Source organism: Pseudomonas sp. CAM1A (genome assembly GCF_047501685.1).
GTDB lineage: Bacteria > Pseudomonadota > Gammaproteobacteria > Pseudomonadales > Pseudomonadaceae > Aquipseudomonas.
In genome coordinates, this window is sequence record NZ_JBFNXP010000003.1 from 284335 (window position 1) to 310292 (window position 25958).

The following is a 25958-nucleotide window of genomic DNA, read 5'->3' on the forward strand; positions in this document are numbered from 1 at the left end:
TTAGTCCAGAATCCTGTCCAGGGCTTTGTCCCACTGATCGAAGAAACCGTCGGGCCATTCGCTGAGCCGTCCACTTGGGGAAATCTCGGGGCGCGAGTGAATGGGTTGGGACGCTGCATCGGCTCGGTTGAAAAAATTGAGGCCGACAGCTGTGTTCGGAATAACGCCCTCTTTCACAGCAATCCGTATGCCGTTTAGCACGTGATCACTATGGGTCTCAACCAGTACTTGTACGCCACACGCGGCTGCGCGTGCAATCAAACCACCGATGGCAATCTGGCCCTGTGGGTGAAGATGCGCTTCAGGGTTTTCCAGCATGACAAGGCTGCCTTTAGGGGAGGCGAGGCAGGCGACGATAATCGGCAGTGAATACGTCAGGCCAAAACCCACGTTGGTCGCTCTGAAAGGGTTGTTGCCCCGTATGCCCGAAGTGCTGCCGTAGCTGTACTCCAAGCGCATGAAGTCCGTCCTTGGGACCTCTTCGGTGCTCACGCGTGCGCCAGGCGATACCTCTTGCAACCAGGCGTTCACTTGGGTCAAAAGCCCGTGTGTGGAGCTGGCGGAAGGATGCCTTCTGGCGCTGTCAGTGATCTGTTCATCCCTGAAAAGGCTCAGAAAGTGCGCCGTGTACTCGCCGCGGGTGCCTAAGAACTTACGCTCACTGACTGTATGGTGGGACTTTGGATAGCTGACAGCAGGGCTGATACGGTCTGCTCTTAAGTACTGAAAACCCGTTTCATAGAGCCCCGGTATGGGGTTCCCTTTGCGATAGGCGTTCTCCACAGGCAGTACGTCTGAGGTGCTGGAATAACTGGTTTCGTAGAGGTAGTAGTTATCCGATGCTTCGGTATTAACCGTAAAGGAAATGGTTTCATCATCATGTTCGTTGTGCAGGACATCGCTGCCAGTGCCCAACTCGACCAACTCTCCGTTGAGCAGCAATCCGTGCAGGTTGGAGTAACCATTGGCATCCATGGATTGCCTCAGCAGGGCGATGGCTTGTAAGGTGGTGCTTTTGCCGCTGCCATTTTGACCGGAAAGCAGGGTCAGTGGACGAAGCTCGATACTGATGTCTTTGAAAGCCTTGAAATTGTGAATGTGAAGTTCTTTTTTCATTGGGCGTGATCATCGACAAGTTGTTGGATAGAGGCGAATCGCTTTCTTACTTTAGCCGCATCCCCCGTGCCCTGAGAGATGGAAGTGTCAAAATCTGTTTCAAGCATGAGCTTCATGAACGCTTTCTTCAGACTGTTGGCGTTCCGTATGCAGTTTTCTTTCTGCTCGTTGGTCAGCTTTGAGAACGCGACGCAGAATGTCTCGAAAAGGGCTTTGTTGATTGGGTATCTGCCATCCTTTGAATTGTACCGCTTGCGAAATGCATCGGTGCTAAATACCAATCTGGCAGTTATAAGGGCGTCCTTGAATGATTTTTCGAGTTGCGATAGCCGTTTCGCGTCAAGTGCGTTCATGGTACGCATGGCGTTGCCGAGGAATCGGTCAAAGTCTCGTTCTTTATAACGGGCAGGGGCATCCAGTTTGAAAGCAATGAAACGAAGTGCCATCTCTCTCGCACCCATTCGCTCATCGCGGATGCTGTAGTCGGTAGCACTTTTGAACTCGGGGCACTCTGCAAGGTTTTTCAGCACGTTGCGTGCCCGCCCTGGAATTAGCGCATGTCTTAGCTCTTGACCCGATAGCGGGAGGCCCCCGGTATTGATTCGAGCAAAGATGTTGAACTTTACCTCTTCGGGTGTTCCATGTTTGATAACATGTACGACCAGCTCGGTTTCTCTGAGTCGACGCTTGAGGCGAGGGGGTAAGTCTTCAAATGTGCAGTCGTTGAACTCCCGGCCAAGATATTCCAGGTTTTTTAAACGCAGTCTCGTAAAATTTTCATTGTCGGGCGAAATGAATCTTACGATCGTGCTGAGTCGCTGAATACCGTCTACGATCGCCCAGTTCTCTTCTTCATCTTCGGCTGCGTACAGCGTGGGCAAAGGGATGCGCAATAATAACGATTCAATTAGCCTGCTTTGCTGTTCTTCGTTCCAAATGCCGGCCCGTCTCTGGAAGTCTGGTGCCAGGTCAATGGCATCATCTTCGATCCTGGAAAGCAGCAAGTCGATGGTCATCGTGCGGGTGGTGATGTCGATGTCATCAGGATTGAAGGGCTCACCTATCGAGATGTCTTCAGGCTCGGGGGGGCGTTCAAACTCAATCCCTGCACTGTAGCCAAATGAGTTAATCTCTTCTGTGACGTTTTTTACGGACATTCCCAGACTTCTCGAATTTGCCTGCTGTGATTGTTGAGGCATGTTTTGACTCGTTACTATCAAAGCGGGGTCGTGGGTAGGATGCTTTGATTTAGCGATACCTTTCATGTTGTGCTGAACTGAATCCCCAACAGTTAGGCGAAGCCTAGATTTATTTGCATGGTCTTGCAACCGGTCAGGGCTGAAGACGAGAGTACATAAGCACAATGAGGATGAGCACTGGGACATATGACACTCCGCGGTAGTGGGCAATGTCTTCCGGTATCAATCCACTTGGCTCGGCAATGACCTGACGCTGCCTTGTCAGGGCGAGGCAAGGGCGTGCGCCGCAACGCACTCTGACGTTAAACTCCCGTGCTCCCACCACCGGACAGGAGTCCCGGCGTGCCCGACCCCCGCAGTTTCCCCAGCGACCTGTGCCTTGAAAGCCCACGCCTGCAGCTGCGCCCCATGCGCCATGGCGACGCGCAGCAGTGGCTGACCATCATGGCCGACCCGGAAGTGATGCGTTACTGGTACCACGCCCCCTGGCAGACCCTGGCCGAGGCCGAGAGCGCACTGGCTGCCGACCGTGAGGCCTACGCCGCTGGCCAGTTACTCAAGCTGGGCATGTACCGCCGTGACAACGGCGAGTTGATCGGCATGGTCCAGCTGTTCAACCTCGAGGAGGGCTCGCGCCGGGGCGAGATCGGCTACTGCCTGGCCAAATCCGCCCAGGGCCGGGGCTACATGGACGAAGCGCTGACCTGCTTCATCGACTACCTGGCCCACACCCTGCACCTGCGCCGTCTGGAGGCGGAAATCGACCCGCGCAACCAGGGCTCGGCACGTACCCTGGAACGCCAGGGCTTCGTTTTGGAAGGCACCCTGCGCGCCCGCTGGTGTGTGGCGGGTGAGCTGTCCGACTCGGGGTTGTACGGGCTGTTGTTGGAACCGCCAGTGGCCTGATACCCGAAGGTGTCATGGACGAGTCTTTTATTGATGGATGGAGCCCGCGTTTTGCCTGCTTTGTATGTGACGTTCACCTTGCTGCTGTTCCTGTTGTGTCTGTGTTTCGACGGCATCCTGATGGGCGTCGACGGGCATATGCCTGCTTTGCAGATACTGCTCATGGGGCCTTGGGGCATTGCCATGGGCCTTTACCAGTGGTTTGCCAACCCGCTGTTGGGGTTGGCGCTGCTTGCCCATCGGCGCTTTCGCCGGCTGGCGCTTGGCGCCGGGGTGATCGCGCTGGGCCTGGCGCTCAGTTGCCTTGGCATCGAGCGGGTGCCGGACAACCGCAGCTATAACTTCCTGCCCCTGACCGGCTTTGGCGCCGGGTACTATCTGTGGACGTTGGCGATCCTGCTGTTCTGCCTGGGGCAGGCCTGGTGGTGCCGCAAGGTGCGTTCGGCGAGGGATGTGCCCGGCTGGCGCTGGTTCGATGGCGTGTTGATCACGGTGCTGGCGGCGACGATCTACGCCGGGACGCAGATGCCGAGCCTGCGCGTCCAGCCGATCAGCGCCGACGAGTTGCCGGAGCAGGCTGCGACCCGCTGATGCGGTGCGGCCCGGATGGGTTTGGAAAGTCGACAGGGGCTGGGTTAAGGTCGCAGCTTGTCCCGCTTTCTCCAGGTACCTGACTTGCCCGCTTTCTACCTGACCACAAGCCTGGCCCTGTACCTGCTGAGCCTGGCCTTCGACGGTGCCCTGACAGGTGCAGGGCGACATGTACCGGCATTGCAGATGTTGCTCTACGGCCCCTGGGGCATCGCCTTCGGCCTGTACCAGTGGTTCGCCAACCCGCTGCTGGCGCTGGCGGTCCTCGCCCACCGACGGTTCCGCCGCCTGGCGCTGGGGTGCGGCCTGCTGGCGCTGTATCTGGCGGCCAGCAGTTTCGCCATCAGCCGCTTGCCGGACAACCAGAGCTACGCCTTCCAGGATGTGACCGGCTTCGGCGCGGGCTTCTATCTGTGGTTGCTGGCGATTGCGGTGTTCTGCCTGGGGCAGCTCTGGTGGTGCTGGAAGGCGCGCTCGGCGGCAGATGTACCGGGCTGGGGCTGGCTCGATGTGGCATTGATCGCTGCCCTGAGCGTAACGCTGTATGCCGGTACGCAGATGCCGTCGCTGCGCTTCGAACCGCACAAGGTGATCGTGCCACCGGAGCAGCCGCAAACCTTGTGATGGCCTTACCGCGCCGTCCCCCATTGCACCACGATCATCCCAAGCACGATCATCCCCACTCCCGCCAGCCGCAGCAGGTTAACCGGTCGCTCCGGCAGGCCCATGAGGCCGAACTGGTCGATCAGCAGCGACGACAGCACCTGCCCGGCCACCACGCAGACGATGAAACCGGCCGCCCCCAGGCGCGGCGTGAGCACCAGGGCGGCGGTGATGTAGAGCACCCCGGCGACGCCACCGAACCAGGCCCACCAGGGCGCATGAGCCAGTTGCTGCACCTGCGGCAGCGGCGCACGCATCAGCAGCAGGGCCGGCACCAGCATCAGCAAACTGACCAGCAACGACACCCCGGCCGCCCACAGTGGATGGCCGAGCAGGCGTCCGAGCGCGGCGTTGCTGCCCGCCTGAAACGGCACGGCGGCCCCGGCGAGCAGGGCGATGAGCAAGGGGAGGGCGGCGAAGAGGCTGGCGGGCATGGTGTCTACTCCTGATCAAAACACTGGCCACAGTCTTTGCTATGCACTTCAATGATGGAAATTCGAACTTTGCACAGGCTGTATTCGTGGTATGGATGATTTACGCCGTATCGACCTCAATCTGCTGCTGACCCTGCACGCCCTGCTCAGCGAGCAGCATGTCTCGCGTGCGGCATTGCGCCTGCACCGCAGCCAGCCGGCGGTCAGCCATGCCCTGGCGCAGTTACGCGAGCTCTTCGCCGACCCGCTGTTGGTACGGCGCGGTGGCCGCCTGCAACTGACGGCCCGCGCTGAGGCCCTGCACGCGCCGTTGCAGGAGGCTTTGCAGCAACTCGATGGATTGCTCGGCACGCCGGGCTTCGAGCCGGCGCGGGCACGGCGTACCTTTCGCCTGGCCATGTCCGACTACGGTGCCCGCGTGGTGTTGCCCTCGCTGATGCGCCTGTTGCGGCGCGAAGCACCGGGCATCGACCTGGTGGTATCCCAAGGCAGCCGCGAGGCGATGCTCGGCCAGTTGATCGACGGCGAGGCTGACCTGGCGCTGGGGGTGTTTCCGGAGCTGCCGACGGAAATGGCCCAACAGGTGTTGTTCGAGGAGTCCTTCGTCTGCCTGGCCGACCGCGCCAGCCTGCCGCCCCGCGGCGGCCTGGCGCTCGAAGCGTGGCTGGCGCGGCTCCATGTGCTGGTGGCCGTGCGCCCGGGCATCGACAACGAGATCGACCAGGCCCTGGCCAGCTTGGGCGCACGTCGGCGCATCGCCTTGACCTTGCCACATTGGGGCGTGGCCCAGAGTGTCATTGCCGGGACCGACCTGGTGCTCACCGTGGCGCGGCGCAGCCTCGTTGGTGCTCGCCTGGACCCGGCCCTGCGCCAGTTCGCGCCGCCCCTGGCGATCGCACCGTTCGCCTTCGCCCAGGCCTGGCATTCGCGGCGCGACGGCGATGCCGGGCACCGCTGGCTGCGGGCGCGGATCCAGGCGCTGTGCGTGAACGAAGGTGGAGCAGAGTGCTAGGCTGTGCCGCATTCATCTGTGAAAAGGAAAGCCCATGTTCAAGCATTGCCTGGTCGGCGCCGCCGCCCTGCTGATCGTTGCCGGCGCCCAGGCCGAGGACTACTCGCCCACCTACACCCAGTGCATGGACAAAGCCTCCAGCACCCTGGCCATGGGCGCCTGCATCCAGGCCGAGACCCAGTTGCAGGATGACCGGCTGAACCGGGTCTACAAGCAGCTCATGGCCAAGCTCGACAGCCAGCAGCAGAAGGACCTGCGCGAAGTCCAGCGCATCTGGATGAAGTACCGCGACGGCAACTGCGCGTTCCACGGCAAATTGAGCAACGGCAGCATCTACCGCATCGAAGGCGCGATGTGCGAGATGGACATGAGCAAGGACCGGGCGGCGGAGCTGGAACGGGTGCTCAGCCCGGGGCAGTAGCGCAGCATCAGCTTACAGATTGGAGGGTGAACTGGTCGGCTGAAGGGTATCGCCGCGACCCTGATGGCTGTATTTTTGTACAGCTCATGGGCAGCACGTTCACCAAGGGAGGAGCACATGCCTGAAAGCATCGATGTCGCCAATTACTTCCTTGCCCTGGAAGGCGAGACGGGCGAGATCTCGAACCTGAAGCTGCAGAAGCTGGTCTACTACGCGCAGGGCTTCAGCCTGGCCTTGCTGGGTGCCCCGTTGTTCGAAGAGCGTATCGAGGCCTGGATGCATGGCCCGGTCGTAGCCGATCTCTACCGTCGGTTCAGCCAGCATGGCTCGAATCCGATCCCGATGCCTGCAGTGTTCGAGCCGACCTGTTTTTCCAGGGATCAGGCCCGCCTGATCAAGGAAGTCTTCGAGGTCTATGGGCAGTATTCGGCGTGGAAGCTCCGTCAACTGACCCATGAAGAAGATCCCTGGCGGGACAACTATCAGGAGGGCGCTTTCAGCCGGGAGATTCCCCGGGACGAAATGCAACGGTATTTCAGGAATCACCTGGTGAACTGAGCGATGGTACGTAAGCGGCTCAAGGAGCGAGGTGCCCAGGGAAATCAGGTAAGGGCACGCCACATGGCAGGCGAGGCTGACGAATCAGACCTGCGTCCCCCGGTGTTCTCACTGGAGTATCTGCAATCAGGTTGGTGCATTCAGGACTGCCAGCAGGCAGAGCGCGCCAGGATGCTCGAGCGCTTGCGTCAGATCAGTCAGCGCACGTGGCGAGAGATCCGCCAGCTCGATCGCCACGGCTATGGTACGGAGACGATTTCGCGCGGCAGTATCAGGGCTGTATTGCCTTCATTCCTCACTGAGGATGTTCGGCTGCTGGCGTTCAGGGCTTTCGACCTGGTGGCGATGGTGGGGTACCGCAGTGGGCGGATTTTTCATGTGATCTGGATAGATCGTGAGTTCAAGTTGTACAAGCATTGACGCGAAGTACAGTGACCCCTTTGGTTGGTCGGGCAAGCTGGGTATGGCACCGGCTTTGCCCATGTTAGCGGGGCAAGCCCGCTCCAACAGAGGAGTAGGAGCGGGCCAGCAATTCAGGCGCTGTGATGATTGCGCCGTGCCCGGGCCTTCAGGTACTCACGCACTTCCAACCCGTCTCCGGCGAACTCGATTCGTTGCGCCTTGGCTGCACGCTGATAGGCGTACATGGGGTCGTAGTACTCCTTGAGCAGACCCTCGATCCAGCCACGGTGCAGGCTCACGTCGCCACTGCGCAACTGCTCCTCCAACGCCTGGTCGAGCAATGCAGACAGCCGCTGGAAGCGCTCGCCGCCCAGGCGCTTGTAGATGTTGGCCATGCTCTGGCGCATGCGCTCGGCGAACAGCGTGCCGCCGGCCTCTGCACCGTGCACGGCGATGAACTCGGCGCACAGGTTGATCACGTAGTCGCGCAGGATGCGTTCCACGCGATGCTCGAAGCTGTCTTCAAGCCACACCAGCGGGTAGCGCTGCATGCCCTGGTACAGCTCCAGCGGCACCGCGCAGCTGCCGACCACGCGGCCTTCGTCCTCGAGCACGAACTGGCCGATACCCCGCTCGCGTTTCTTGAGGATGTCGATGGCCAGCGCATTCTCGAAGTCGATCTGCGCCGGCTGTGCGGTGGCGCGCTTGCCGAAGCTGGAGCCGCGGTGATTGGCGTGGCCTTCCAGGTCCAGCACGTTGTCCAGCTGGAGCAGCACGTCGGTCTTGCCGGTGCCGGTCAGGCCGCCCACCAGCACGAAGTCGCAGTGCTGCACCGCTTGTTGGGTGGTCTCCAGCAGCAGGGTGCGCATGGCCTTGTAGCCGCCCACCACCTTCGGATACTGGATGCCGGCATCCTTGAGCCAGCCCTGGACGATCTGCGAGCGCAGGCCACCACGGAAGCAGTAGAGGTAGCCGTCAGGGTGAGCCTGGGTGAACGCGGCCCAGGCCTCCAGGCGCTGCTGCTTGAGCGCGCCGTTGACCAGCTGGTGGCCCAGGGCGATGGCGGCGGCCTGGCCCTGCTGTTTGTAGCAGGTACCGACCTTCTGCCGTTCCTGGTCGTTCATCAGCGGCAGGTTGACGGCGCCAGGGAAGGCGCCCTTGGTGAATTCGATCGGCGCACGCATGTCCATCATCGGCACGTCGTCGAGGAACAGCTGTTTCAGCTCGGTGCAGTCGGGGCGCATCAGATCACCTCGACTGCGTGGCTCTGTCGCTCGACCAGCTCGCCGATCGGCGCCAGTTCGAGCCCGAGTTCCCGCGCCACGGCGAGGAATTCGGCCTCGCCCTGCGGGCTGACTGCCACCAGCAAGCCACCGCTGGTCTGCGGGTCACACAGCAGGTGCTTCTGCTGGTCGCTCAGCGCGCCGATCTTGTGGCCGTAGCTGTCGAAGTTGCGCAGGGTCCCGCCGGGGATGCAACCCTCGGCCAGGTAGTAATCGACGCTGGGCAGGCGTGGCACGGCGGCGAACTGCAAGCGGGCGGTGAGGCCGCTACCCTCGGCGACTTCGACCAGGTGGCCGAGCAGGCCGAAACCGGTGACGTCGGTCATGGCCTGCACCCCGTCGAGCTTGCCGAAGCGGCTACCGGGGGTGTTGAGGGTGCACATCCAGTCGCGGGCCAGGCCCTGGTCCTGTTCGCGCAGTTTGGCCTTCTTCTCGGCGGTGGTGAGGATGCCGATGCCCAGCGGCTTGGTCAGGTACAGGCGGCAACCGACGCTGGCGGTGTCGTTGCGCTTGAGGTGGCGCTTGCTCACCACGCCGGTGACGGCCAGGCCGAAGATTGGTTCGGGGGCGTCGATGGAGTGGCCGCCAGCCAGCGGTATACCGGCCTCGGCGCACACCGCGCGGCCACCGCGGATGACTTCGCGGGCGACCTCCGGCGGCAATACGTTGATCGGCCAGCCGAGGATGGCGATGGCCATCAGCGGGTCGCCGCCCATGGCGTAGATGTCGCTGATGGCGTTGGTAGCGGCGATGCGGCCGAAGTCGTACGGGTCGTCGACGATGGGCATGAAGAAGTCGGTGGTCGAGACCACGCCGCGCTCGTCATCCAGGGCGTAGACGGCAGCGTCGTCACGCGAGGCGTTGCCAACCCAGAGTTTCGGGTCGAGGGCCTGCGTGCCGCTTTCGGCGAGGATCACATCCAGGACCTTGGGAGAAATCTTGCAGCCACAGCCAGCGCCGTGGCTGTACTGTGTCAGACGAATCGGCTCGCTCATGTGCACCTCGACTTTTCGTGATGCGCGATTGTAGCAAAGCTGGTCTTTGTGCCTGTGGCTCTTATACTTCCCGCGATGCGACACCGACCGATGCCCCCGCTATTGAACCGGAGAACCCCCATGCTCAAACGCCCCCTGGCACTGTTTGCCGGCCTCGCGCTGTCCTGCTGCGCCGTGGTTGCCCAGGCCGCCGATGTGCTGCACGTCAGCGCCATCCCCGACGAGGCACCGACCGAACTGCTGCGCAAGTTCAAGCCACTGGGCGAGTACCTCGAGCAGCAACTGGGCATGAAGGTGCAGTTCGTACCGGTGGCCGACTACCCGGCGGTGGTCGAGTCGCTGGCCAGCGACCGCCTGGACCTGGCCTGGCTGGGGGGCTTCACCTTCGTCCAGGTGCACCTGAAGGACCCCAAGGCCACGCCGCTGGTGCAGCGTGAGCAGGATGCCAAGTTCACTAGCAAGTTCATTACCGCCAACCCGGACGTGAAGAGCCTCAAGGACCTCAAGGGCAAGACTTTCGCCTTCGGCTCGATTTCGTCCACCTCGGGCAGCCTGATGCCGCGTTACTTCATGCTCAAGAACGACAACATCAAGCCCGAGGAATACTTCAGCCGCGTCGCCTATTCCGGCGCCCACGATGCCACCGCCGCCTGGGTCCAGGCTGGCAAGGCCGATGCCGGCGTGCTCAACGCCAGCGTCTGGGACAAGCTGGTCAAGGCCGGCAAGGTCGACACCGGCAAGGTGCGGGTATTTGCCACCACGCCGGAGTACTTCGACTACAACTGGACCGTGCGCGGCAACATGGACCCGGCGCTGAAAGAGAAGATCAAGCAGGCCTTCCTTGCCCTGGACCCGGCCAAGCCTGCGGACAAGAAGATCCTCGACCTGCAGGCCGCCAGCCGCTTTATCGAGACCCGCCCCGAGAACTACCAGGGCACCGAGCAAGCCGCGCGCGAGGCCGGCCTGCTCAAGTGAGTATCCGTGTTCAGGGCGCCAGCGTGCGCCATGGCCAGGTCCAGGCCTTGAGCGCGTTGGACCTGCAGATCGGCCAGGGCGAGCGGGTGGCGATCATCGGTCCGTCCGGAGCCGGCAAGTCCAGCCTGCTGCACCTGATGGCCACTGCCGTGGCGCCCAGTAGCGGGCGGCTGGAGTTGTTCGGCGAGCAGCCTTGGGCGCTGTCTGCCCGCGCCCGCCAGCGCTTGCGCACACGGGTCGGCCTGGTGCACCAGGCGCCGCCCTTGCCGCCGCGACAGCGGGTGGTCACCGCCGTGCTGGCGGGGCGCCTGGGGCAATGGGGCACGCTGCGCGGGCTGCTCAACCTGATCCACCCCGGCGATGTGCCCGGTGCCCGTGCAGCGCTGGCGGAGCTTGGCATGGCCGACAAGCTGTTCGCCCAGTGCGGGCAGTTGTCCGGTGGCCAGTTGCAGCGGGTCGGCATTGCCCGTGCCTTGTACCAGCGACCTGACGTGCTGCTGACCGACGAACCGGTCTCGGCCATGGATCCGGTGCTGGCCGATCACAGCCTGGCGCTGCTCAACCGCCATGCCCAGGCCCATGGCGTGACCCTGGTCGCCAGCCTGCATGCGGTGGAGCTCGCCCTGGCGCACTTCCCGCGCATCGTCGGCATTCGCGCCGGGCAGGTGGCGTTCGATTGCCCGGCGCAAGCGGTCAGCGAAGCGATGCTCGATGCCTTGTATGCCAACGAGCAGCTGGCCTCGCCTGTCGCCACGACGGCGAGCCTGCAGGTGCAGATCCCGCGATGCTGAGTACTGACCACCGCGATCCCGCTGCCTCGCCTCGCTTGCTGCTGACCCTGCTGTGCCTGGCGCTGCTGTGGCCCGGCCTGCACTTGAGCGAGTTGGATCCCGGTGTGCTGTTGCAGGCCGAGAACCGTCAACAGATGGCCGGTTTCCTCAGCGCGTTCTGGCCCCCGGCCCACGATGCCGATTTTCTCGACTTGTTGCTCGGCGCTACGGTGCAGACCCTGGCCGTGGCCACGGCGGGCATGACCCTGGCGTTGCTGTTGGCGGTCCCGGCCAGTCTGCTGGCCAGTCGGGCGCTGTCGCTGCGGGCGGCTTCCAGCGGTGGGCGCCTGGGGCCTTGGTCGCGTGCTGCGCGCCTGCCGGTGCGTGGTGTGCTGATCTTTCTGCGCAGCGTGCCCGAGATCGTCTGGGCCTTGCTGTTCGTCCGCGCCGTGGGCCTGGGCCCGACCGCCGGGGTGCTGGCCATCGCCATCACCTACAGCGGCATGCTCGGCAAGGTCTACGCGGAGATCTTCGAGTCGGTGGACCAGCGCCCGGCCCATGCCTTGCTCCAGGCCGGCAGCAGCCGCCTGTCGGCGTTTCTCTACGGCACCCTGCCCGAGGCCGCGAGCGAAGTGGTGTCCTACACCGTGTACCGCTGGGAATGCGCGGTGCGCGCCTCGGTGGTGATGGGCTTCGTCGGCGCCGGCGGCCTGGGGCAGCAGATCGACCTGTCGATGCGCATGTTCGCCGGTGCCGAGGTGGCGAGCATGTTGCTGACCTTCCTGCTGCTGGTGGTGCTGGCCGACCTGCTCAGCCGCTTCCTGCGCGGGAGGCTTGTATGAGGCGGATGATCAATGGGCTGGTTATCGTCGCGATCCTGACGGCGGTGCTGGCGTCGTTCGCTTACCTGGAGCTGGACCTGGCCGCGCTCGTCGGTAGCGGCGGGCCGGCGCAGATGGGCGAATACGCGGCGCGTTTCCTGCACCCGGACCTGTCCCTGACACACCTGCGCGCGGTAGGGCAGGGCGCCTTGGAAACACTGGCGATGTCGGGGATGGGAACGCTGCTGGCGATGCTGCTCGGCCTGTTGCTGGCGCTGCCGGCCGCCGGCCGTTTCGGTTTGCCGCTGCAGGGCGCGGCGCGCCTGCTGCTCAACGCGCTGCGGGCGATTCCGGAACTGGTCTGGGCGGCGCTGACCGTGCTGGCCGCGGGCCTGGGGCCGAATGCCGGCACCCTGGCGTTGGCGCTGCATACCGCCGGGGTGTTAGGGCGGTTGTTCGCCGAGGCGCTGGAGAATGCACCGTCGGAGCCCGCGGCGGCGATTCGCCTGCAGGGCGGCAGCCAGGTGGCGGCCTTCTGCTTCGGCACCTTGCCCAACCTGTGGCCGCAGTTGCTGGCGTACAGCCTGTATCGCTGGGAGAACAACATCCGCATGGCCAGCGTGCTGGGTTTCGTGGGGGCGGGCGGGCTGGGGCAGATGCTCTACGCGACCCTGAGCCTGTTCCAGGAGGCCCAGGCCAGCACGGTGATCATCGCCATGCTGGTACTGGTGTTGCTGGTGGACGCCCTGAGCGACGTGTTGCGCCAGCGTTTCGTGCGCGCCTGAGTGCACTTCGCGGCACCTGATCCTTGACTGTAGTCCTGCTCAGGGCCCGCGCCAAGCGCTGTTCGTCAATCCGAAAAATAAACTTCACCTGAGCGTAAAAAGACTTTTTTCGGTCATGGTTTTTGCGGTATCAAGGAACCAGACAGCCGAACCCTGCAGCACAGGTGGCGTCATCCACGCCCTCTTTGCCAGGTGAGTTCCCCGCCCGTAACGACGCGGATACGGGGAGAACGGCAGTCACTTTGCGGCGCAGCCGTTCGCGCCGTGTGGCTTTCACATAAGGTGAACGAGTATGGATGACCAAGGACGCAACCCTTCCTCCAACCAGCCAATCCTGTATGTGCTCGATACCAACGTCCTGATTCACGACCCCAACGCCCTGCTCAACTTCGAGGAGCACCACGTCGCCATACCGATGACGGTGCTGGAGGAACTCGACAAGCTCAAGACCGGTAAACAGACCATCGCCGCCGAATGTCGCCAGGCCATCCGCCTGATCGACCAGACCCTCGGCGACGCCTCGCCCAGCGATGTCGAGCAGGGCGTGCCGATCCAGCGCGGCAAGAGCGGGCCCAAGGGCTTCCTGTCCATCCTCATGAGCACGCGCAACGAGCCCAACCGCCTGCTCCCCGAGAACCTCGCCGACAACATCATCATCAACCAGCTGCTCGACCTGCGCGCCAAGCGCAAGGACCTCGACGTGGTGCTGGTGACCAAGGACATCAACATGCGCCTGAAGGCGCGTGCCTGCGGGATCGCCGCCGAGGACTACAGCACCGACCAGTTGGTCGACGACGTGTCCTTGCTGTCCAAAGGCTACCACTCGGTCACGGGCTCATTCTGGGACCGCGTGAGCAAGGTCGATACCCGCCAGGAGCGCGGGCGTACCTGGCATCGGGTGCAGTTGACGGACAACCTGCCGGCGGTGCACGTCAACGAGTTCATCATCGACGAGCAGGGCTTCGTCGGCTGGATCAAGGGCATCCGCAACGACGAGCTGCTGCTGCTCGACCTGCACCAGGAACCGCTGCTGCACCAGGAAGCCTGGGGCCTCAAGCCACGGGATATCCACCAGAGCCTGGCGCTGTTCGCCTTGCTCGACCCGGATATCCACCTGGTCAACCTGACCGGCGCGGCGGGCTCGGGCAAGACCATCCTGGCGCTGGCCGCAGCCATCGAGCAGACCATGGTCAGCAAGCGCTACCGGCGCATCATCGCCACCCGCAGCGTGCAGGGGCTGGACCAGGAGATCGGCTTCCTGCCGGGCACCGAGGCGGAGAAGATGGAGCCTTGGCTCGGCGCCATCACCGACAACCTCGAAGCCTTGCACATGGATGACGAGAGCACCCACGGCAGTGTCGAGTACATCCTCGAGCGGGTGCCGCTGCAGTTCAAGTCGCTGAACTACATCCGTGGGCGCAGCTTCCAGCAGAGCCTGATCCTCATCGACGAGTGCCAGAACCTCACGCCGCACCAGATCAAGACCATCATCACCCGCGCCGGGACCGGCTCGAAGGTGGTCTGCCTGGGCAACCTGGCGCAGATCGACACCCCCTACCTGTCGGCCACCAGTTCCGGGCTGACCTACCTCACAGAGCGCTTCAAGGACTTCCCCCACGGCGTTCATATCACCCTGCAGGGCGTGCCACGCTCGGTACTGGCCGAGTACGCCGAGTCGCACCTGTAACCTGTCGCCGGCCAGCCCGTTCCCACCGTGGGAGCGGGCTGGCCCCGCGATGCGCTGTTCTGCCCTCTGCTCAAAGCTGACCGGCAGGTTTACACTCTGTTATCCCTTCCCAGGAGCAGAGCTGTGCTGACTCATCTTGATTCCCAGGGGCGCGCCAACATGGTCGACGTCACTGAAAAGGCCGTGACCGCCCGCGAGGCGATTGCCGAGGCTCGGGTGCGCATGTTGCCGGACACCCTGCGCATGATTGTCGATGGCCAACACCCCAAGGGCGACGTGTTCGCCGTGGCGCGCATCGCCGGCATCCAGGCGGCGAAGAAGACCAGCGACCTGATCCCGCTGTGCCATCCACTGATGCTCACCAGCGTCAAGGTCGAGCTGGCCGCTGAAGGCGATGACGTGGTGCATATCGTCGCGCGCTGCAAACTGGCCGGGCAGACCGGCGTCGAAATGGAGGCGCTCACTGCCGCCAGCGTTGCCGCGCTGACGATCTACGACATGTGCAAGGCAGTGGACAAGGGCATGGTCATCGAGCAGGTGCGCCTGCTGGAGAAGACCGGTGGCAAGAGCGGGCACTACAAGGTGGAGGGGTGATGAAGGTCAAGGTCATGTATTTCGCCCGCTACCGTGAGTTGCTGGGTATCGACGCCGAGCGCCTGGAAGGCGACTTCAAGGTGTTGGACGACGTGCGCCAGGCCTTGGCGGGCAAGGGTGGGCACTACGCGGTGCTGGCCGAGCAGAACCTGATGTGTGCCCGCAACGAAGAGCTGTGCCGGCTCGATGAGCCATTGGAAGAGGGTGACGAGATCGCGTTCTTCCCACCCGTGACCGGAGGTTGACGATGGCCGTGCGCGTTCAGGAGACGGCCTTTGACCCGGGCGCCGAGGTCAACGCGATGCACGCTGCCAATGTCGGCGTGGGCGCGGTGGTCGGCTTTGTCGGCTATGTGCGTGACTTCAACGATGGCCGGGAGGTGGCGGGGATGTTCCTCGAGCACTACCCAGGCATGACTGAAAAGGCCCTGGCCAAGATCGTGGTCGAGGCCGAAGGGCGTTGGCCACTGCTCAAGGTAGAGGTATTGCACCGTATCGGCGCCCTGGAGCCGGGCGAGCCGATTGTCTTCGTCGGCGTGGCCAGCGCGCATCGACAGGCAGCGTTCGATGCCTGCAACTTCATCATGGATTACCTGAAGACCCGGGCGCCGTTCTGGAAGAAGGAGAATACCCAGGAAGGGCCGCGCTGGGTGGAAGGCAAGCAGAGCGATCAGGATGCCGCCGAACGCTGGTGATGCTCTATTCGCTGGCCGGTGCTGCGCCCCGGATTTCCGGCAAGCCTGCGATAGGGCCGCATAGCGGCCCCGATACTGCCCTTCAGTGATGCTTGCGCGGCACGGGCTTCAACAGCTCGTCCGGCGGCATCTCGCACTTGATCTTGCGCCCCAGCAACTCTTCGATCGCCGGCAACTGGTACGAATCGTCCTCACCGGCAAAGCTGATCGACACGCCGCTGGTGCCGGCGCGACCGGTACGGCCGATGCGGTGCACGTAGTCGTCCGGGTCTTCCGGCAGGGTGAAGTTGATCACATGGCTGATGCCGTCGATGTGGATGCCACGGCCGGCCACGTCGGTGGCCACCAGCACGGTGATGCGCCCTTCACGGAAGCTTTCCAGGGTGCGGATACGCTTGTGCTGCGGCACGTCGCCCGACAGCTGGGCGGCGTTGATGCCGTCGCGCACCAGTTTTTCCTCGATGCGCCGCACCTCGTCCTTGCGGTTGGCGAACACCATCACCCGTTCCCACTTGTTCTGCGTGACCAGGTTGTACAGCAGCTTGTACTTGTCGCTGCCGGCCACGGCGTAGACGTGCTGTTCGACGGTCTCGCTGGCGACGTTCTCCGGCTCGATCTCGACAATGGCCGGGTTGGTGGTCCACTGCTTGGCCAGGTTCATCACATCGTCGGTGAAGGTGGCGGAGAACAGCAGGGTCTGGCGCTCGCTCTTGGGCGGCGTCTGGCGGATGATCTGGCGGACCTGGGGGATGAAGCCCATGTCGAGCATGCGGTCGGCCTCGTCCAGCACCATCACCTCGACCATGTCCAGGTGCACCTCGCCGCGCTGGTTGAAGTCCAGCAGGCGGCCCGGGGTGGCCACCAGGATGTCGCAATGGCGCGCTTCCAGTGCCTTGAGCTGCTTGTCGAAGTCCATGCCGCCGACAAAGCTCATCACATTCAGGCCGGTGTACTTGGTCAGGGCCTGGGCATCCTTGGCGATCTGCACCACCAGCTCGCGGGTCGGGGCGATGATCAGCGCCCGCGGTTCGCCCATGTAGCGTTCCTTGGGCGGTGGGGTCTGCTGCAGCTGCGAGATGATCGAGATCAGGAACGCGGCGGTCTTGCCGGTGCCGGTCTGGGCCCGGCCGATGGCGTCCTGGCCACGCAGGGTGTACCCCAGGACCTGGGCCTGGATCGGCGTGCAATAGGGGAAGCCAAGGTCGTGGATGGCATGCATCAGCTCATTGGAGAGCTTGAAGTCGTGGAAACGCGTCTTGCCTTCCTGCGGCTCGACCACGAAGTCCTCGGGCTTCCACAGGCTGGCCTGGGGTTTGGGCTTGCGTTCGCGGCGCGGCTTGTCCTTGATTGGCTGCTCGGCACGCGGTTGGTCTGCGGGCTGCGGCTCGGCAACGGCCTTTGCGGCGGGCTTGGGCTTGGTGTGCTGGCGCGTCGGGGCCTTGGCGGCAGCCGGTTGCGCGGCTGGCGCGGGCGGGATCGTGGCGACGGGCTCGGCGGCCTGTGGCGCGGTGTCTGCCTTGGCGAATATTTTCTTGAGTGCCTTGAGCACGGTCGTCTCGTCAACTGGTTAAGGAATGTACGCCGGGCAGTGTAATGCAAGAATCGGGCGCGGCGTAGTGCAATGCGGGCTGGGCTACAGAATCACTGCAACTGGCGGCTCAGCCAGTCGTGGATGTCCTTCAGCTCCTCGACCACCACTTCGTGCTCCATCGGGTACTCATGCCACTGGGCGGCCACCCCCCAGGTATTGAGGTACTCGAACGCCGTGCGGCCCATCGAGGGGATCACCACCGGGTCGTGCACACCGTGCAGGCACAGCGCCGGCGTGCGCTGCTGGCAGGCACTCAGTTGCTGCGCGTCGCCGAAGGTTGGCGCGTAGGTGGAGAGGGCGATGACCCCGCCCAGGGCTTCCTGCCACTTTATATAGGCAGTGTGCAGCACCACCGCACCGCCCTGGGAAAACCCGGCGAGGAAGATGCGCGACAAGTTGATGCCCTTGGCCTGTTCGGCCTTGATCAGGGCGATGACCTGTTCGGCGGATTCTTCCAACTGCACTTCGTCGATGGCCCGCGCCGGGGTCATGGCCTTGATGTCGTACCAGCTGGGCATCTGGTAGCCGCCGTTGATGGTTACCGGGCGCGTTGGCGCCTGGGGCATGATGAAGCGGGTGCTGAGCAGGCGTTCCTGCATGAATTCCGCTACCGGTAGGAAGTCGTAACGGTCGGCCCCCAGGCCGTGCAACCAGATCACACAGGCGTCGGCGGTTTTCTGCGGTTCGAGAATCAGCGGTTGGGTCATGACTGCTCCGAAAGAGTGCTGGCGTACTGATGTAGTGCGTAAAAAGAAGGCATTGGCGGTTAATGCCAGAAAAAGATGTCGCAACTCTACAACTTTTCCTACTTGACTACCGCTTTATCGCTTAAGCCGTGGACTGTGGTACGCCCTTTGCTATGTCCTTGTCATGCGAAGAGGTGGGCCGGTCCCGGTAACACCCCTCGTGTGGATCGAAGGCTGTCATAGAACAGCCCATTGCGCCAATTGACCCAAAAACAAGCCAACAAGGGGTCGGATGCGCCTCATAAGGGTGCGGTGCAATTCCGGCTCATACAACAAGAGCGATTTGGAGGTTGTTGATGAAGATGTTGAAAACCACCCTGGCAGTCCTGACCGCCGCCGCCGCGCTGGGCGCCACCAGCTTCGCCCAGGCCGGCGCCACCCTCGACGCGGTGAAGAAGAAGGGCTTCGTCCAGTGTGGCGTGAGCGATGGTCTTCCCGGCTTCTCCGTGCCTGACGCACAGGGCAAGATCGTCGGCATCGACGCCGATGTGTGCCGCGCCGTCGCTGCCGCCGTGTTCGGCGATGCGACCAAGGTCAAGTTCAGCCAGCTCAACGCCAAGGAGCGCTTCACCGCGCTGCAGTCCGGCGAGGTCGACGTGCTGTCGCGCAACACCACCTGGACCAGCTCGCGCGATGCCGGCATGGGCCTGGTGTTCGCCGGCGTCACCTACTATGACGGCGTTGGCTTCCTCGCCAACAAGAAGCTCGGTGTCTCCAGCGCCAAGGAGCTCGATGGCGCCACTATCTGCATCCAGGCCGGTACCACCACCGAGCTGAACGTGTCCGACTATTTCCGCGCCAACAACCTCAAGTACACCCCGATCACCTTCGATACCTCCGATGAGAGCGCCAAGTCGCTGGAATCCGGCCGTTGCGACGTGCTGACCTCGGACAAGTCGCAGCTGTTCGCCCAGCGCTCCAAGCTGGCCGCGCCGACCGAGTACGTGGTGCTGCCGGAAACCATCTCCAAGGAGCCCTTGGGCCCTGTCGTGCGCAAAGGCGACGAGGAATGGTTCAGCATCGTCAAGTGGACCCTGTTCGCCATGCTCAACGCTGAAGAAGCAGGTGTTACCTCGAAGAACGTCGAGGCCGAGGCCAAGTCCACCAAGAACCCTGACGTCGCCCGCCTGCTGGGCGCCGATGGCGAGTATGGCAAGGACCTCAAGCTGCCCAAGGACTGGGTAGTGCAGATCGTCAAGCAAGTCGGCAACTATGGCGAAGTGTTCGAGAAGAACCTGGGCCAGAGCACCGACCTGAAGATCGACCGTGGCATGAATGCCCTGTGGAACAACGGCGGCATCCAGTACGCGCCACCTGTGCGCTGATGGCTGCACCCCGCGGTGGCATCCTGCCGCCGCGGGTCGTTCGAATCCCTTCTTTTCGGGGCACTTCATGCAAAATCAAATCGGCGCACGGAAAGGGTATTCCCTTAGTGATCCACGTGTGCGCGCGTGGCTGTTCCAGATCCTCACCGTGGTGTTCGTGGTGGGCCTGGGCTGGTACCTGTTCCATAACACCCAGACCAACCTGCAGCACCGGGGCATCACCTCCGGTTTCGATTTCCTCGAGCGCAGTGCCGGCTTCGGCATTGCCCAGCACCTGATTCCCTATGTGGAGTCGGACAGCTACGCCCGAGTGTTCGTCATCGGCCTGCTCAACACCCTGCTGGTGACCTTCATCGGCATCATCCTGGCTACCTTGCTGGGCTTCATCATCGGCGTGGCGCGGCTGTCGCCGAACTGGATGATCAACAAGCTGGCGACGGTGTACGTGGAGACCTTCCGCAACATTCCACCGCTGCTGCAGATCCTGTTCTGGTACTTCGCTGTGTTCCTGACCCTGCCGGGGCCGCGGGGCAGCATCAATATCGACGACACCTTCTTCATCAGCAACCGTGGCCTGAACATGCCCGGCGCCTCGATGGCCGAGGGCTTCTGGCCGTTCGTTATCGCGTTGGTGCTGGCAATCGTCGCCATCGTGTTGATGGTGCGCCTGGCCAACAAGCGTTTCGATGAAACCGGCCAGCCGTTCCACAAGTTCTGGGTGGGCCTGCTGCTGCTGATCGGCATCCCCGGCGTGTGCGCGTTGCTGTTCGGCAGCCCGGTGCACTGGGAAGTGCCGCAGCTCAAGGGCTTCAATTTCGTCGGTGGCTGGGTGCTGATCCCCGAGCTGCTGGCGCTGACCCTGGCGCTGACCATCTATACCGCGGCGTTCATCGCCGAGATCGTGCGTTCCGGCATCCGTTCGGTCAGTCACGGCCAGACCGAGGCGGCCCGTTCGCTGGGCCTGCGCGAAGGCCCGACGCTGCGTAAGGTGATCATTCCTCAGGCGTTGCGAGTAATTATCCCGCCGCTGACCAGCCAGTACCTGAACCTGGCGAAGAACTCGTCGCTGGCCGCCGGTATCGGCTACCCGGAGATGGTCTCGCTGTTCGCCGGTACCGTGCTCAACCAGACCGGCCAGGCCATCGAGGTGATCGCCATCACCATGAGCGTCTATCTCGCCATCAGCATCAGCATTTCGCTGTTGATGAACTGGTACAACAAGCGCATTGCGCTGATCGAACGGTGAGGGTCCTTCCGTGACAGCCCATGTTTTCAAACCCGACATGCCGCCACCGGTGAAGACCGTTGGCGTGCTCGCCTGGATGCGGGCCAACCTGTTCTCCAGCTGGCTCAACACCTTGCTGACGCTGTTCGCCCTGTACCTGGTATGGCTGATCGTGCCGCCGCTGGTGCAGTGGGCGTTCATCGACGCCAACTGGGTCGGCACCACCCGCGCTGACTGCACCAAGGAGGGCGCCTGCTGGGTGTTCATCCAGCAGCGCTTCGGCCAGTTCATGTATGGCTACTACCCGACGGAGCTGCGCTGGCGCGTCGACCTGACCGTGTGGCTTGCCGTGCTCGGCGCCGCACCGCTGTTCATCAAACGCTTCCCGCGCAAGGCCGTGTATGGCCTGGGCTTCCTGGTGCTGTACCCGATTCTCGCCTACATCCTGCTGCACGGTGGCGTGCTGGGGCTGGAAACGGTGCCCACCAGCCAGTGGGGCGGCCTGATGCTGACCCTGGTGATCGCCACGGTCGGCATTGTCGGCGCGTTGCCGCTGGGCATCCTGCTGGCCCTGGGGCGGCGTTCGAACATGCCGGCGGTGAAGGTGGTCTGCGTGACCTTCATCGAGTTCTGGCGCGGCGTGCCGCTGATCACCGTGCTGTTCATGTCGTCGGTGATGCTGCCGTTGTTCCTGCCCGAAGGCATGAGCTTCGACAAGCTGCTGCGGGCGATGATCGGCGTGATCCTGTTCCAGTCGGCGTACATCGCCGAGGTGGTGCGCGGCGGCCTGCAGGCCATCCCCAAGGGCCAGTACGAAGCCGCTGCCGCCATGGGCCTGGGCTATTGGCGGGCGATGGGCCTGGTGATCCTGCCCCAGGCGCTCAAGCTGGTGATCCCCGGCATCGTCAACACCTTCATTGCCCTGTTCAAGGACACGAGCCTGGTGATCATCATCGGCCTGTTCGACCTGCTCAACAGCGTCAAGCAGGCCGCGGCTGACCCGGCCTGGCTGGGCATGGCTACCGAGGGCTACGTGTTCGCCGCCCTAGTGTTCTGGATTTTCTGTTTCGGTATGTCCCGCTACTCCATGCACCTGGAGCGCAAGCTGGACACTGGCCACAAGCGTTAGGAGTTTCGAAATGAGTGAAGCGATCAAGCAGCCTGCCGGCCCCGAAGGCATCATCCAGATGCAGGGCGTGAACAAGTGGTACGGCCAGTTCCATGTGCTCAAGGACATCAACCTGAACGTGCGCCAGGGCGAGCGTATCGTGCTGTGCGGGCCGTCGGGCTCGGGCAAGTCGACCACCATCCGCTGCCTCAACCGGCTGGAAGAGCACCAGCAGGGGCGTATCGTCGTCGACGGCGTCGAGCTGACCAACGACCTCAAGCAGATCGAGGCGATCCGCCGCGAGGTGGGCATGGTGTTCCAGCACTTCAACCTGTTCCCGCACCTGACCATCCTCGAAAACTGCACCCTGGCGCCCATGTGGGTACGCAAGCTGCCGCGGCGCAAGGCCGAGGAAATCGCCATGCACTTCCTCGAGCGCGTGCGCATTCCGGAGCAGGCGCACAAGTACCCCGGGCAGTTGTCCGGTGGTCAGCAGCAGCGGGTGGCGATTGCCCGGGCGCTGTGCATGAAGCCGAAGATCATGCTGTTCGACGAACCGACTTCGGCGCTGGACCCGGAGATGGTCAAGGAGGTGCTCGACACCATGGTCAGCCTGGCCGAGGATGGCATGACCATGCTCTGCGTGACCCACGAGATGGGCTTTGCCCGCACCGTGGCGAACCGGGTGATCTTCATGGACAAGGGCGAGATCGTCGAGCAGGCGGCGCCGGACGACTTCTTCGACCGGCCGCGCAGTGACCGGACCAGGTTGTTCCTGAGCCAGATCCTGCATTGATGTACCAGGGGCCGCCGAGCGGCCCCTGTAGCCTTACTTCTCTTCCTTGGCGGCCACCGGCGCTGGTGGTGGCCGCAACCCCACCTCGGCCACCAGCTTGAGCTGCTGACCATTGCGCATCACCTCGATGGTGATCTTCTCGTTGGGCTTGATCCGCGCTACCTGGTTCATCGACTTGCGCCCGTCGCCGGCCGGCTCGCCATTGATGCTCAGGATCACGTCACCCAGTTGCAGGCCGGCACGCGCCGCCGGGCCATCGCGGAAGATCCCCGCCACAACGATACCGGGGCGGCCCTGCATGCCGAACGAGTCGGCCAACTCCTGGCTCAACGGCTGCACTTCGATGCCCAGCCAGCCACGGATCACCTGGCCATGCTCGACGATCGACTTCATCACCTCCAGTGCCAGTTTGACCGGGATGGCGAAGCCGATGCCCTGGGAACCGCCGGACTTGGAGAAGATCGCGGTGTTGATGCCCACCAGGTTGCCGTTGGCATCCACCAGTGCACCGCCGGAGTTGCCCGGGTTGATAGCCGCATCGGTCTGGATGAAGTCTTCGTAGTTGTTCAGGCCCAGCTGGTTGCGGCCGGTGGCGCTGATGATGCCCATGGTCACGGTCTGGCCGACACCGAAGGGGTTGCCGATGGCCAGGGTCACGTCACCGATATGGATGCTGTCGGAGCGGCCGATGGTGATCGCCGGCAGGCTCTTGAGGTCGATTTTCAGTACCGCCAGGTCGGTTTCCGGGTCGCTGCCGATCACTCGGGCGAGGGTCTCGCGGCCATCCTTGAGGGCCACGACGATCTGGTCGGCGCCGCTGGTGACGTGGTTGTTGGTCAGCAGGTAACCTTCCGGGCTCATGATTACCGCCGAGCCCAGGCTCGACTCCCAGCGCCGCTGCTTGGGCAGGTTGTCGCCGAAGAAACGGCGGAACTGCGGGTCCTCGAACAGCGGGTGCGCGCTCTTGTTCACTACCTTGGTGGTATAGAGGTTGACCACTGCGGGCGCGGCCAGGGTCACGGCATCGGCATAGGAGACCGGCCCCTGCATGAGCTTGGTGGTTTGCGGGGCTTGTTGCAGGTTGACGTCCTGGCTGGGCAGGCCGACCCATTCGGGGAAGCGCTGGATGACCAGCATGGCGATCAGCACACCGGTGAGCAGGGGCCAGCCGAAGTAACGCAGAGCCTTGAGCATGAATCGATCCTGGGAGTGGGGCGGGGGCTGTGTCTATGGGCCCGGGGCGCGAGCGGGCGCGATCATACACCTGAAGAAACCGAACGGCGATGGCTGGACACCCCGAGCGCCCGCCAGCGGTTTCCCCCACGCCGGCGACGGCCCATAATGGCGGCCATTATAGGGCCTGACGCCCGTCGCAATGCCGAATTCGAGGAGATTTTTCATGGCCGTCGCCCTCAATACCCTGGTCGAGGAAGCCGAGCGCTACCTGGGCAGCGCCAGGATCCAGGATTACTGCCCCAACGGCCTGCAGGTCGAGGGCCGTCCCCAGGTCAGCCGCATCGTCAGCGGCGTCACCGCCAGCCAGGCGCTGCTGGACGCCGCGGTCGAGGCCGAGGCCGACCTGGTGCTGGTGCACCATGGCTACTTCTGGAAGGGCGAAAACCCGTGCATCACCGGGATCAAGCAGCGGCGCCTGAAGACCCTGCTCAAGCACGACATCAGCCTGCTGGCCTTCCACCTGCCGCTGGACGTGCACCCGGAGGTGGGCAACAACGTGCAGCTGGCGCGCCAGCTGGACATCACCGTCGAAGGTCCGTTGGACCCGAACAATCCCAAGGTGGTGGGCCTGGTCGGTTCGCTGGCCGAACCGGTATCGGCGCGGGATTTCGCCCGCCGTGTGCAGGAGGCGCTGGGGCGTGAGCCGCTGCTCATCGAGGGTGAGCAGATGATCCGCCGAGTCGGCTGGTGCACCGGGGGCGGGCAGGGCTACATCGACACCGCCATCGCCGCCGGGGTCGACCTGTTCATCAGTGGCGAGGCGTCGGAGCAGACCTTCCACAGTGCCCGCGAGAACGGCGTCAGCTTCATCGCCGCCGGTCACCACGCCACGGAGCGCTACGGCGTGCAGGCGCTGGGCGATTACCTGGCGCGTCGCTTTGCCCTGGAGCACCTGTTCATCGATTGCCCGAATCCGATCTGAACGCCTCATCTCGGGCTTGCCCCGCGATGCTTTTCGCCCAAACCCCCAGTCATATCATTAGACCTTTTCGATCTAGGCAGCCTCCTAAATAGAATCAGGTGCTGTGATAAAGTGGCTCGCTCGAACACGGCCCGCAGGCCGTCCATAAGATCGTTTTTCGTGAGTAGCCATGGTCGACAATCTGACGCACTTGAAACAGCTGGAGGCGGAGAGCATCCACATCATCCGCGAGGTGGCCGCCGAGTTCGACAACCCGGTGATGCTGTACTCGATCGGCAAGGATTCCGCGGTCATGCTGCACCTGGCGCGCAAAGCGTTCTTCCCGGGCAAGCTGCCGTTCCCGGTGATGCACGTCGACACCCAGTGGAAGTTCCAGGAGATGTACCGCTTCCGCGACAAGATGGTCGAAGAGATGGGCCTGGAGCTGATCACCCACGTCAACCCCGAAGGTGTGGCGCAGGGCATCAACCCGTTCACCCATGGCAGCTCAAAGCACACCGATATCATGAAGACCCAGGGCCTGAAGCAGGCGCTGGACAAGCACGGCTTCGACGCCGCCTTCGGTGGCGCGCGCCGCGACGAAGAGAAGTCGCGGGCCAAGGAGCGCGTCTACTCGTTCCGTGACAGCAAGCACCGCTGGGACCCGAAGAACCAGCGCCCGGAGCTGTGGAACATCTACAACGGCAAGGTCAACAAGGGCGAGTCGATCCGCGTGTTCCCGCTGTCGAACTGGACCGAGCTGGACATCTGGCAGTACATCTACCTCGAAGGCATCCCGATCGTGCCGCTGTACTTCGCCGCCGAGCGTGAAGTGATCGAGAAGAACGGCACCCTGATCATGATCGACGACGAGCGCATCCTCGAGCACCTCTCCGAGGAAGAGAAGGCGCGTATCGTCAAGAAGAAGGTGCGTTTCCGTACCCTGGGCTGCTACCCGTTGACGGGTGCGGTCGAGTCTGAAGCCGAAACGCTGACCGACATCATCCAGGAAATGCTTCTGACGCGGACTTCCGAGCGTCAGGGCCGGGTCATCGACCACGATGGCGCAGGCTCCATGGAAGACAAGAAACGTCAGGGCTACTTCTAATTTTCAGGGTTACTCC

The 25958-nt window shown here is 63.3% G+C and carries 29 protein-coding genes; 21 read left to right on the top strand and 8 right to left on the bottom strand.

The window, feature by feature from the left end:
• Complete coding sequence (locus tag ABZO33_RS09700; protein ID WP_414535871.1) at positions 1 to 1116, bottom strand: DUF3696 domain-containing protein; 1116 nt, start codon at positions 1114 to 1116, stop codon at positions 1 to 3.
• A complete protein-coding gene (locus ABZO33_RS09705) occupies positions 1113 to 2315 on the bottom strand; it encodes a DUF262 domain-containing protein (RefSeq protein WP_414535872.1) in 1203 nt (400 codons plus the stop codon). Before ABZO33_RS09705 ends, ABZO33_RS09700 begins: the two co-directional genes overlap by 4 nt.
• 342 nt (positions 2316 to 2657) lie before the next feature.
• Here ABZO33_RS09705 and ABZO33_RS09710 point away from each other — a divergent pair, with 342 nt between their 5' ends.
• From ABZO33_RS09710 to ABZO33_RS09720, 3 genes are all read left to right on the top strand, one after another.
• Positions 2658 to 3221, top strand: a complete 564-nt coding sequence (locus ABZO33_RS09710; RefSeq protein WP_110604401.1) for a GNAT family N-acetyltransferase — start codon at positions 2658 to 2660, stop codon at positions 3219 to 3221.
• 51 nt (positions 3222 to 3272) lie between these two features.
• Entirely contained in the window at positions 3273 to 3812 is a 540-nt protein-coding gene (locus ABZO33_RS09715; RefSeq protein ID WP_414535873.1) for a hypothetical protein, read from the top strand.
• A gap of 84 nt (positions 3813 to 3896) precedes the next feature.
• Positions 3897 to 4436 (top strand): hypothetical protein, encoded by a 540-nt coding sequence (locus ABZO33_RS09720; RefSeq protein ID WP_414536332.1) that lies wholly within the window; start codon positions 3897 to 3899, stop codon positions 4434 to 4436.
• Positions 4437 to 4441: 5 nt separating this feature from the next.
• Here ABZO33_RS09720 and ABZO33_RS09725 read toward each other — a convergent pair whose 3' ends face one another.
• Positions 4442 to 4909 (bottom strand): DMT family transporter, encoded by a 468-nt coding sequence (locus tag ABZO33_RS09725; protein WP_110736788.1) that lies wholly within the window; start codon positions 4907 to 4909, stop codon positions 4442 to 4444.
• Positions 4910 to 5000: 91 nt separating this feature from the next.
• Here ABZO33_RS09725 and ABZO33_RS09730 point away from each other — a divergent pair, with 91 nt between their 5' ends.
• From ABZO33_RS09730 to ABZO33_RS09745, 4 genes are all read left to right on the top strand, one after another.
• Positions 5001 to 5921 (top strand): LysR family transcriptional regulator, encoded by a 921-nt coding sequence (locus tag ABZO33_RS09730; protein WP_414535874.1) that lies wholly within the window; start codon positions 5001 to 5003, stop codon positions 5919 to 5921.
• A gap of 34 nt (positions 5922 to 5955) precedes the next feature.
• The gene (locus ABZO33_RS09735; RefSeq protein WP_414535875.1) at positions 5956 to 6342 is read left to right on the top strand and encodes a lysozyme inhibitor LprI family protein; all 387 of its coding nucleotides are present in this window, start codon (positions 5956 to 5958) and stop codon (positions 6340 to 6342) included.
• A gap of 117 nt (positions 6343 to 6459) precedes the next feature.
• Positions 6460 to 6900: a Panacea domain-containing protein gene (locus ABZO33_RS09740; RefSeq protein WP_414535876.1), complete on the top strand. Its 441-nt coding sequence runs from the start codon at positions 6460 to 6462 to the stop codon at positions 6898 to 6900.
• Positions 6901 to 6963: 63 nt separating this feature from the next.
• Positions 6964 to 7320, top strand: coding sequence for a hypothetical protein (locus ABZO33_RS09745; RefSeq protein ID WP_156177685.1), 357 nt, complete (start codon positions 6964 to 6966; stop codon positions 7318 to 7320).
• 113 nt (positions 7321 to 7433) lie between these two features.
• Here the strand turns inward: ABZO33_RS09745 and mnmH are convergent, their stop codons facing one another.
• Both mnmH and selD read right to left on the bottom strand, forming a co-directional pair.
• Entirely contained in the window at positions 7434 to 8546 is a 1113-nt protein-coding gene (mnmH, locus tag ABZO33_RS09750; RefSeq protein ID WP_414535877.1) for a tRNA 2-selenouridine(34) synthase MnmH, read from the bottom strand.
• Complete coding sequence (gene selD / locus ABZO33_RS09755) at positions 8546 to 9580, bottom strand: selenide, water dikinase SelD (RefSeq protein WP_414535878.1); 1035 nt, start codon at positions 9578 to 9580, stop codon at positions 8546 to 8548. Before selD ends, mnmH begins: the two co-directional genes overlap by 1 nt.
• Positions 9581 to 9700: 120 nt before the next feature.
• Between selD and ABZO33_RS09760 the strand changes: the two genes are divergently transcribed.
• The 8 genes from ABZO33_RS09760 (at position 9701) to moaE (ending at position 15906) form a co-directional block, all read left to right on the top strand.
• The gene (locus tag ABZO33_RS09760; RefSeq protein WP_414535879.1) at positions 9701 to 10555 is read left to right on the top strand and encodes a putative selenate ABC transporter substrate-binding protein; all 855 of its coding nucleotides are present in this window, start codon (positions 9701 to 9703) and stop codon (positions 10553 to 10555) included.
• Entirely contained in the window at positions 10552 to 11346 is a 795-nt protein-coding gene (locus tag ABZO33_RS09765; protein WP_414535880.1) for a phosphonate ABC transporter ATP-binding protein, read from the top strand. The genes ABZO33_RS09760 and ABZO33_RS09765 overlap by 4 nt, the downstream gene beginning before the upstream one ends.
• Entirely contained in the window at positions 11340 to 12167 is an 828-nt protein-coding gene (locus tag ABZO33_RS09770) for a PhnE/PtxC family ABC transporter permease (RefSeq protein WP_414535881.1), read from the top strand. Before ABZO33_RS09765 ends, ABZO33_RS09770 begins: the two co-directional genes overlap by 7 nt.
• Entirely contained in the window at positions 12164 to 12931 is a 768-nt protein-coding gene (phnE, locus tag ABZO33_RS09775) for a phosphonate ABC transporter, permease protein PhnE (protein WP_414535882.1), read from the top strand. Before ABZO33_RS09770 ends, phnE begins: the two co-directional genes overlap by 4 nt.
• Positions 12932 to 13223: 292 nt before the next feature.
• Positions 13224 to 14618 carry a PhoH family protein gene (locus tag ABZO33_RS09780; protein ID WP_023629387.1) on the top strand — a complete coding sequence of 465 codons (1395 nt, stop codon included), beginning with the start codon at positions 13224 to 13226 and terminating at the stop codon, positions 14616 to 14618.
• Positions 14619 to 14741: 123 nt separating this feature from the next.
• On the top strand, positions 14742 to 15212 hold the full coding sequence (gene moaC / locus ABZO33_RS09785; protein WP_414535883.1) for a cyclic pyranopterin monophosphate synthase MoaC: 471 nt from the start codon (positions 14742 to 14744) through the stop codon (positions 15210 to 15212).
• The gene (gene moaD / locus ABZO33_RS09790) at positions 15212 to 15457 is read left to right on the top strand and encodes a molybdopterin converting factor subunit 1 (protein WP_023629385.1); all 246 of its coding nucleotides are present in this window, start codon (positions 15212 to 15214) and stop codon (positions 15455 to 15457) included. The genes moaC and moaD overlap by 1 nt, the downstream gene beginning before the upstream one ends.
• 2 nt (positions 15458 to 15459) lie before the next feature.
• Complete coding sequence (gene moaE, locus ABZO33_RS09795; protein WP_414535884.1) at positions 15460 to 15906, top strand: molybdopterin synthase catalytic subunit MoaE; 447 nt, start codon at positions 15460 to 15462, stop codon at positions 15904 to 15906.
• 82 nt (positions 15907 to 15988) lie between these two features.
• Here moaE and rhlB read toward each other — a convergent pair whose 3' ends face one another.
• Both rhlB and ABZO33_RS09805 read right to left on the bottom strand, forming a co-directional pair.
• On the bottom strand, positions 15989 to 17455 hold the full coding sequence (rhlB, locus tag ABZO33_RS09800) for an ATP-dependent RNA helicase RhlB (protein WP_414535885.1): 1467 nt from the start codon (positions 17453 to 17455) through the stop codon (positions 15989 to 15991).
• Between the two features lie 92 nt (positions 17456 to 17547).
• Complete coding sequence (locus tag ABZO33_RS09805; RefSeq protein ID WP_414535886.1) at positions 17548 to 18204, bottom strand: alpha/beta hydrolase; 657 nt, start codon at positions 18202 to 18204, stop codon at positions 17548 to 17550.
• Positions 18205 to 18539: 335 nt separating this feature from the next.
• Between ABZO33_RS09805 and ABZO33_RS09810 the strand changes: the two genes are divergently transcribed.
• The 4 genes from ABZO33_RS09810 to ABZO33_RS09825 all read left to right on the top strand — a co-directional run bounded on the left by ABZO33_RS09810 (position 18540) and on the right by ABZO33_RS09825 (position 22697).
• Positions 18540 to 19568, top strand: a complete 1029-nt coding sequence (locus ABZO33_RS09810) for an amino acid ABC transporter substrate-binding protein (RefSeq protein ID WP_102685462.1) — start codon at positions 18540 to 18542, stop codon at positions 19566 to 19568.
• 67 nt (positions 19569 to 19635) lie between these two features.
• The gene (locus ABZO33_RS09815; protein WP_414535887.1) at positions 19636 to 20814 is read left to right on the top strand and encodes an amino acid ABC transporter permease; all 1179 of its coding nucleotides are present in this window, start codon (positions 19636 to 19638) and stop codon (positions 20812 to 20814) included.
• 10 nt (positions 20815 to 20824) lie between these two features.
• Positions 20825 to 21922: an amino acid ABC transporter permease gene (locus tag ABZO33_RS09820; protein ID WP_414535888.1), complete on the top strand. Its 1098-nt coding sequence runs from the start codon at positions 20825 to 20827 to the stop codon at positions 21920 to 21922.
• 10 nt (positions 21923 to 21932) lie between these two features.
• A complete protein-coding gene (locus ABZO33_RS09825; RefSeq protein ID WP_023629378.1) occupies positions 21933 to 22697 on the top strand; it encodes an amino acid ABC transporter ATP-binding protein in 765 nt (254 codons plus the stop codon).
• 33 nt (positions 22698 to 22730) lie between these two features.
• On the opposite strand, the gene algW is transcribed toward ABZO33_RS09825, so the two are convergent.
• A complete protein-coding gene (gene algW, locus ABZO33_RS09830; RefSeq protein ID WP_046857030.1) occupies positions 22731 to 23891 on the bottom strand; it encodes a Do family serine endopeptidase AlgW in 1161 nt (386 codons plus the stop codon).
• A gap of 205 nt (positions 23892 to 24096) precedes the next feature.
• Between algW and ABZO33_RS09835 the strand changes: the two genes are divergently transcribed.
• On the top strand, positions 24097 to 24855 hold the full coding sequence (locus ABZO33_RS09835) for a Nif3-like dinuclear metal center hexameric protein (RefSeq protein WP_414535889.1): 759 nt from the start codon (positions 24097 to 24099) through the stop codon (positions 24853 to 24855).
• Positions 24856 to 25024: 169 nt separating this feature from the next.
• Positions 25025 to 25942: a sulfate adenylyltransferase subunit CysD gene (gene cysD / locus ABZO33_RS09840; protein WP_038707406.1), complete on the top strand. Its 918-nt coding sequence runs from the start codon at positions 25025 to 25027 to the stop codon at positions 25940 to 25942.
• Positions 25943 to 25958 lie beyond the last annotated feature (16 nt).

Excerpts from the sequence above, each read along its gene's own strand:
- ABZO33_RS09700 (WP_414535871.1), bottom strand. The coding sequence starts at position 1,116 with ATGAAAAAAGAACTTCACATTCACAATTTCAAGGCTTTCAAAGACATC.
- ABZO33_RS09705 (WP_414535872.1), bottom strand. The coding sequence starts at position 2,315 with ATGCCTCAACAATCACAGCAGGCAAATTCGAGAAGTCTGGGAATGTCC.
- ABZO33_RS09725 (WP_110736788.1), bottom strand. The coding sequence starts at position 4,909 with ATGCCCGCCAGCCTCTTCGCCGCCCTCCCCTTGCTCATCGCCCTGCTC.
- ABZO33_RS09730 (WP_414535874.1), top strand. The coding sequence starts at position 5,001 with ATGGATGATTTACGCCGTATCGACCTCAATCTGCTGCTGACCCTGCAC.
- ABZO33_RS09735 (WP_414535875.1), top strand. The coding sequence starts at position 5,956 with ATGTTCAAGCATTGCCTGGTCGGCGCCGCCGCCCTGCTGATCGTTGCC.
- ABZO33_RS09740 (WP_414535876.1), top strand. The coding sequence starts at position 6,460 with ATGCCTGAAAGCATCGATGTCGCCAATTACTTCCTTGCCCTGGAAGGC.
- ABZO33_RS09745 (WP_156177685.1), top strand. The coding sequence starts at position 6,964 with ATGGCAGGCGAGGCTGACGAATCAGACCTGCGTCCCCCGGTGTTCTCA.
- mnmH (WP_414535877.1), bottom strand. The coding sequence starts at position 8,546 with ATGCGCCCCGACTGCACCGAGCTGAAACAGCTGTTCCTCGACGACGTG.
- selD (WP_414535878.1), bottom strand. The coding sequence starts at position 9,580 with ATGAGCGAGCCGATTCGTCTGACACAGTACAGCCACGGCGCTGGCTGT.
- ABZO33_RS09760 (WP_414535879.1), top strand. The coding sequence starts at position 9,701 with ATGCTCAAACGCCCCCTGGCACTGTTTGCCGGCCTCGCGCTGTCCTGC.
- ABZO33_RS09770 (WP_414535881.1), top strand. The coding sequence starts at position 11,340 with ATGCTGAGTACTGACCACCGCGATCCCGCTGCCTCGCCTCGCTTGCTG.
- phnE (WP_414535882.1), top strand. The coding sequence starts at position 12,164 with ATGAGGCGGATGATCAATGGGCTGGTTATCGTCGCGATCCTGACGGCG.
- ABZO33_RS09780 (WP_023629387.1), top strand. The coding sequence starts at position 13,224 with ATGGATGACCAAGGACGCAACCCTTCCTCCAACCAGCCAATCCTGTAT.
- moaD (WP_023629385.1), top strand. The coding sequence starts at position 15,212 with ATGAAGGTCAAGGTCATGTATTTCGCCCGCTACCGTGAGTTGCTGGGT.
- moaE (WP_414535884.1), top strand. The coding sequence starts at position 15,460 with ATGGCCGTGCGCGTTCAGGAGACGGCCTTTGACCCGGGCGCCGAGGTC.
- ABZO33_RS09805 (WP_414535886.1), bottom strand. The coding sequence starts at position 18,204 with ATGACCCAACCGCTGATTCTCGAACCGCAGAAAACCGCCGACGCCTGT.
- ABZO33_RS09810 (WP_102685462.1), top strand. The coding sequence starts at position 18,540 with ATGAAGATGTTGAAAACCACCCTGGCAGTCCTGACCGCCGCCGCCGCG.
- ABZO33_RS09815 (WP_414535887.1), top strand. The coding sequence starts at position 19,636 with ATGCAAAATCAAATCGGCGCACGGAAAGGGTATTCCCTTAGTGATCCA.
- ABZO33_RS09825 (WP_023629378.1), top strand. The coding sequence starts at position 21,933 with ATGAGTGAAGCGATCAAGCAGCCTGCCGGCCCCGAAGGCATCATCCAG.
- algW (WP_046857030.1), bottom strand. The coding sequence starts at position 23,891 with ATGCTCAAGGCTCTGCGTTACTTCGGCTGGCCCCTGCTCACCGGTGTG.
- ABZO33_RS09835 (WP_414535889.1), top strand. The coding sequence starts at position 24,097 with ATGGCCGTCGCCCTCAATACCCTGGTCGAGGAAGCCGAGCGCTACCTG.
- cysD (WP_038707406.1), top strand. The coding sequence starts at position 25,025 with ATGGTCGACAATCTGACGCACTTGAAACAGCTGGAGGCGGAGAGCATC.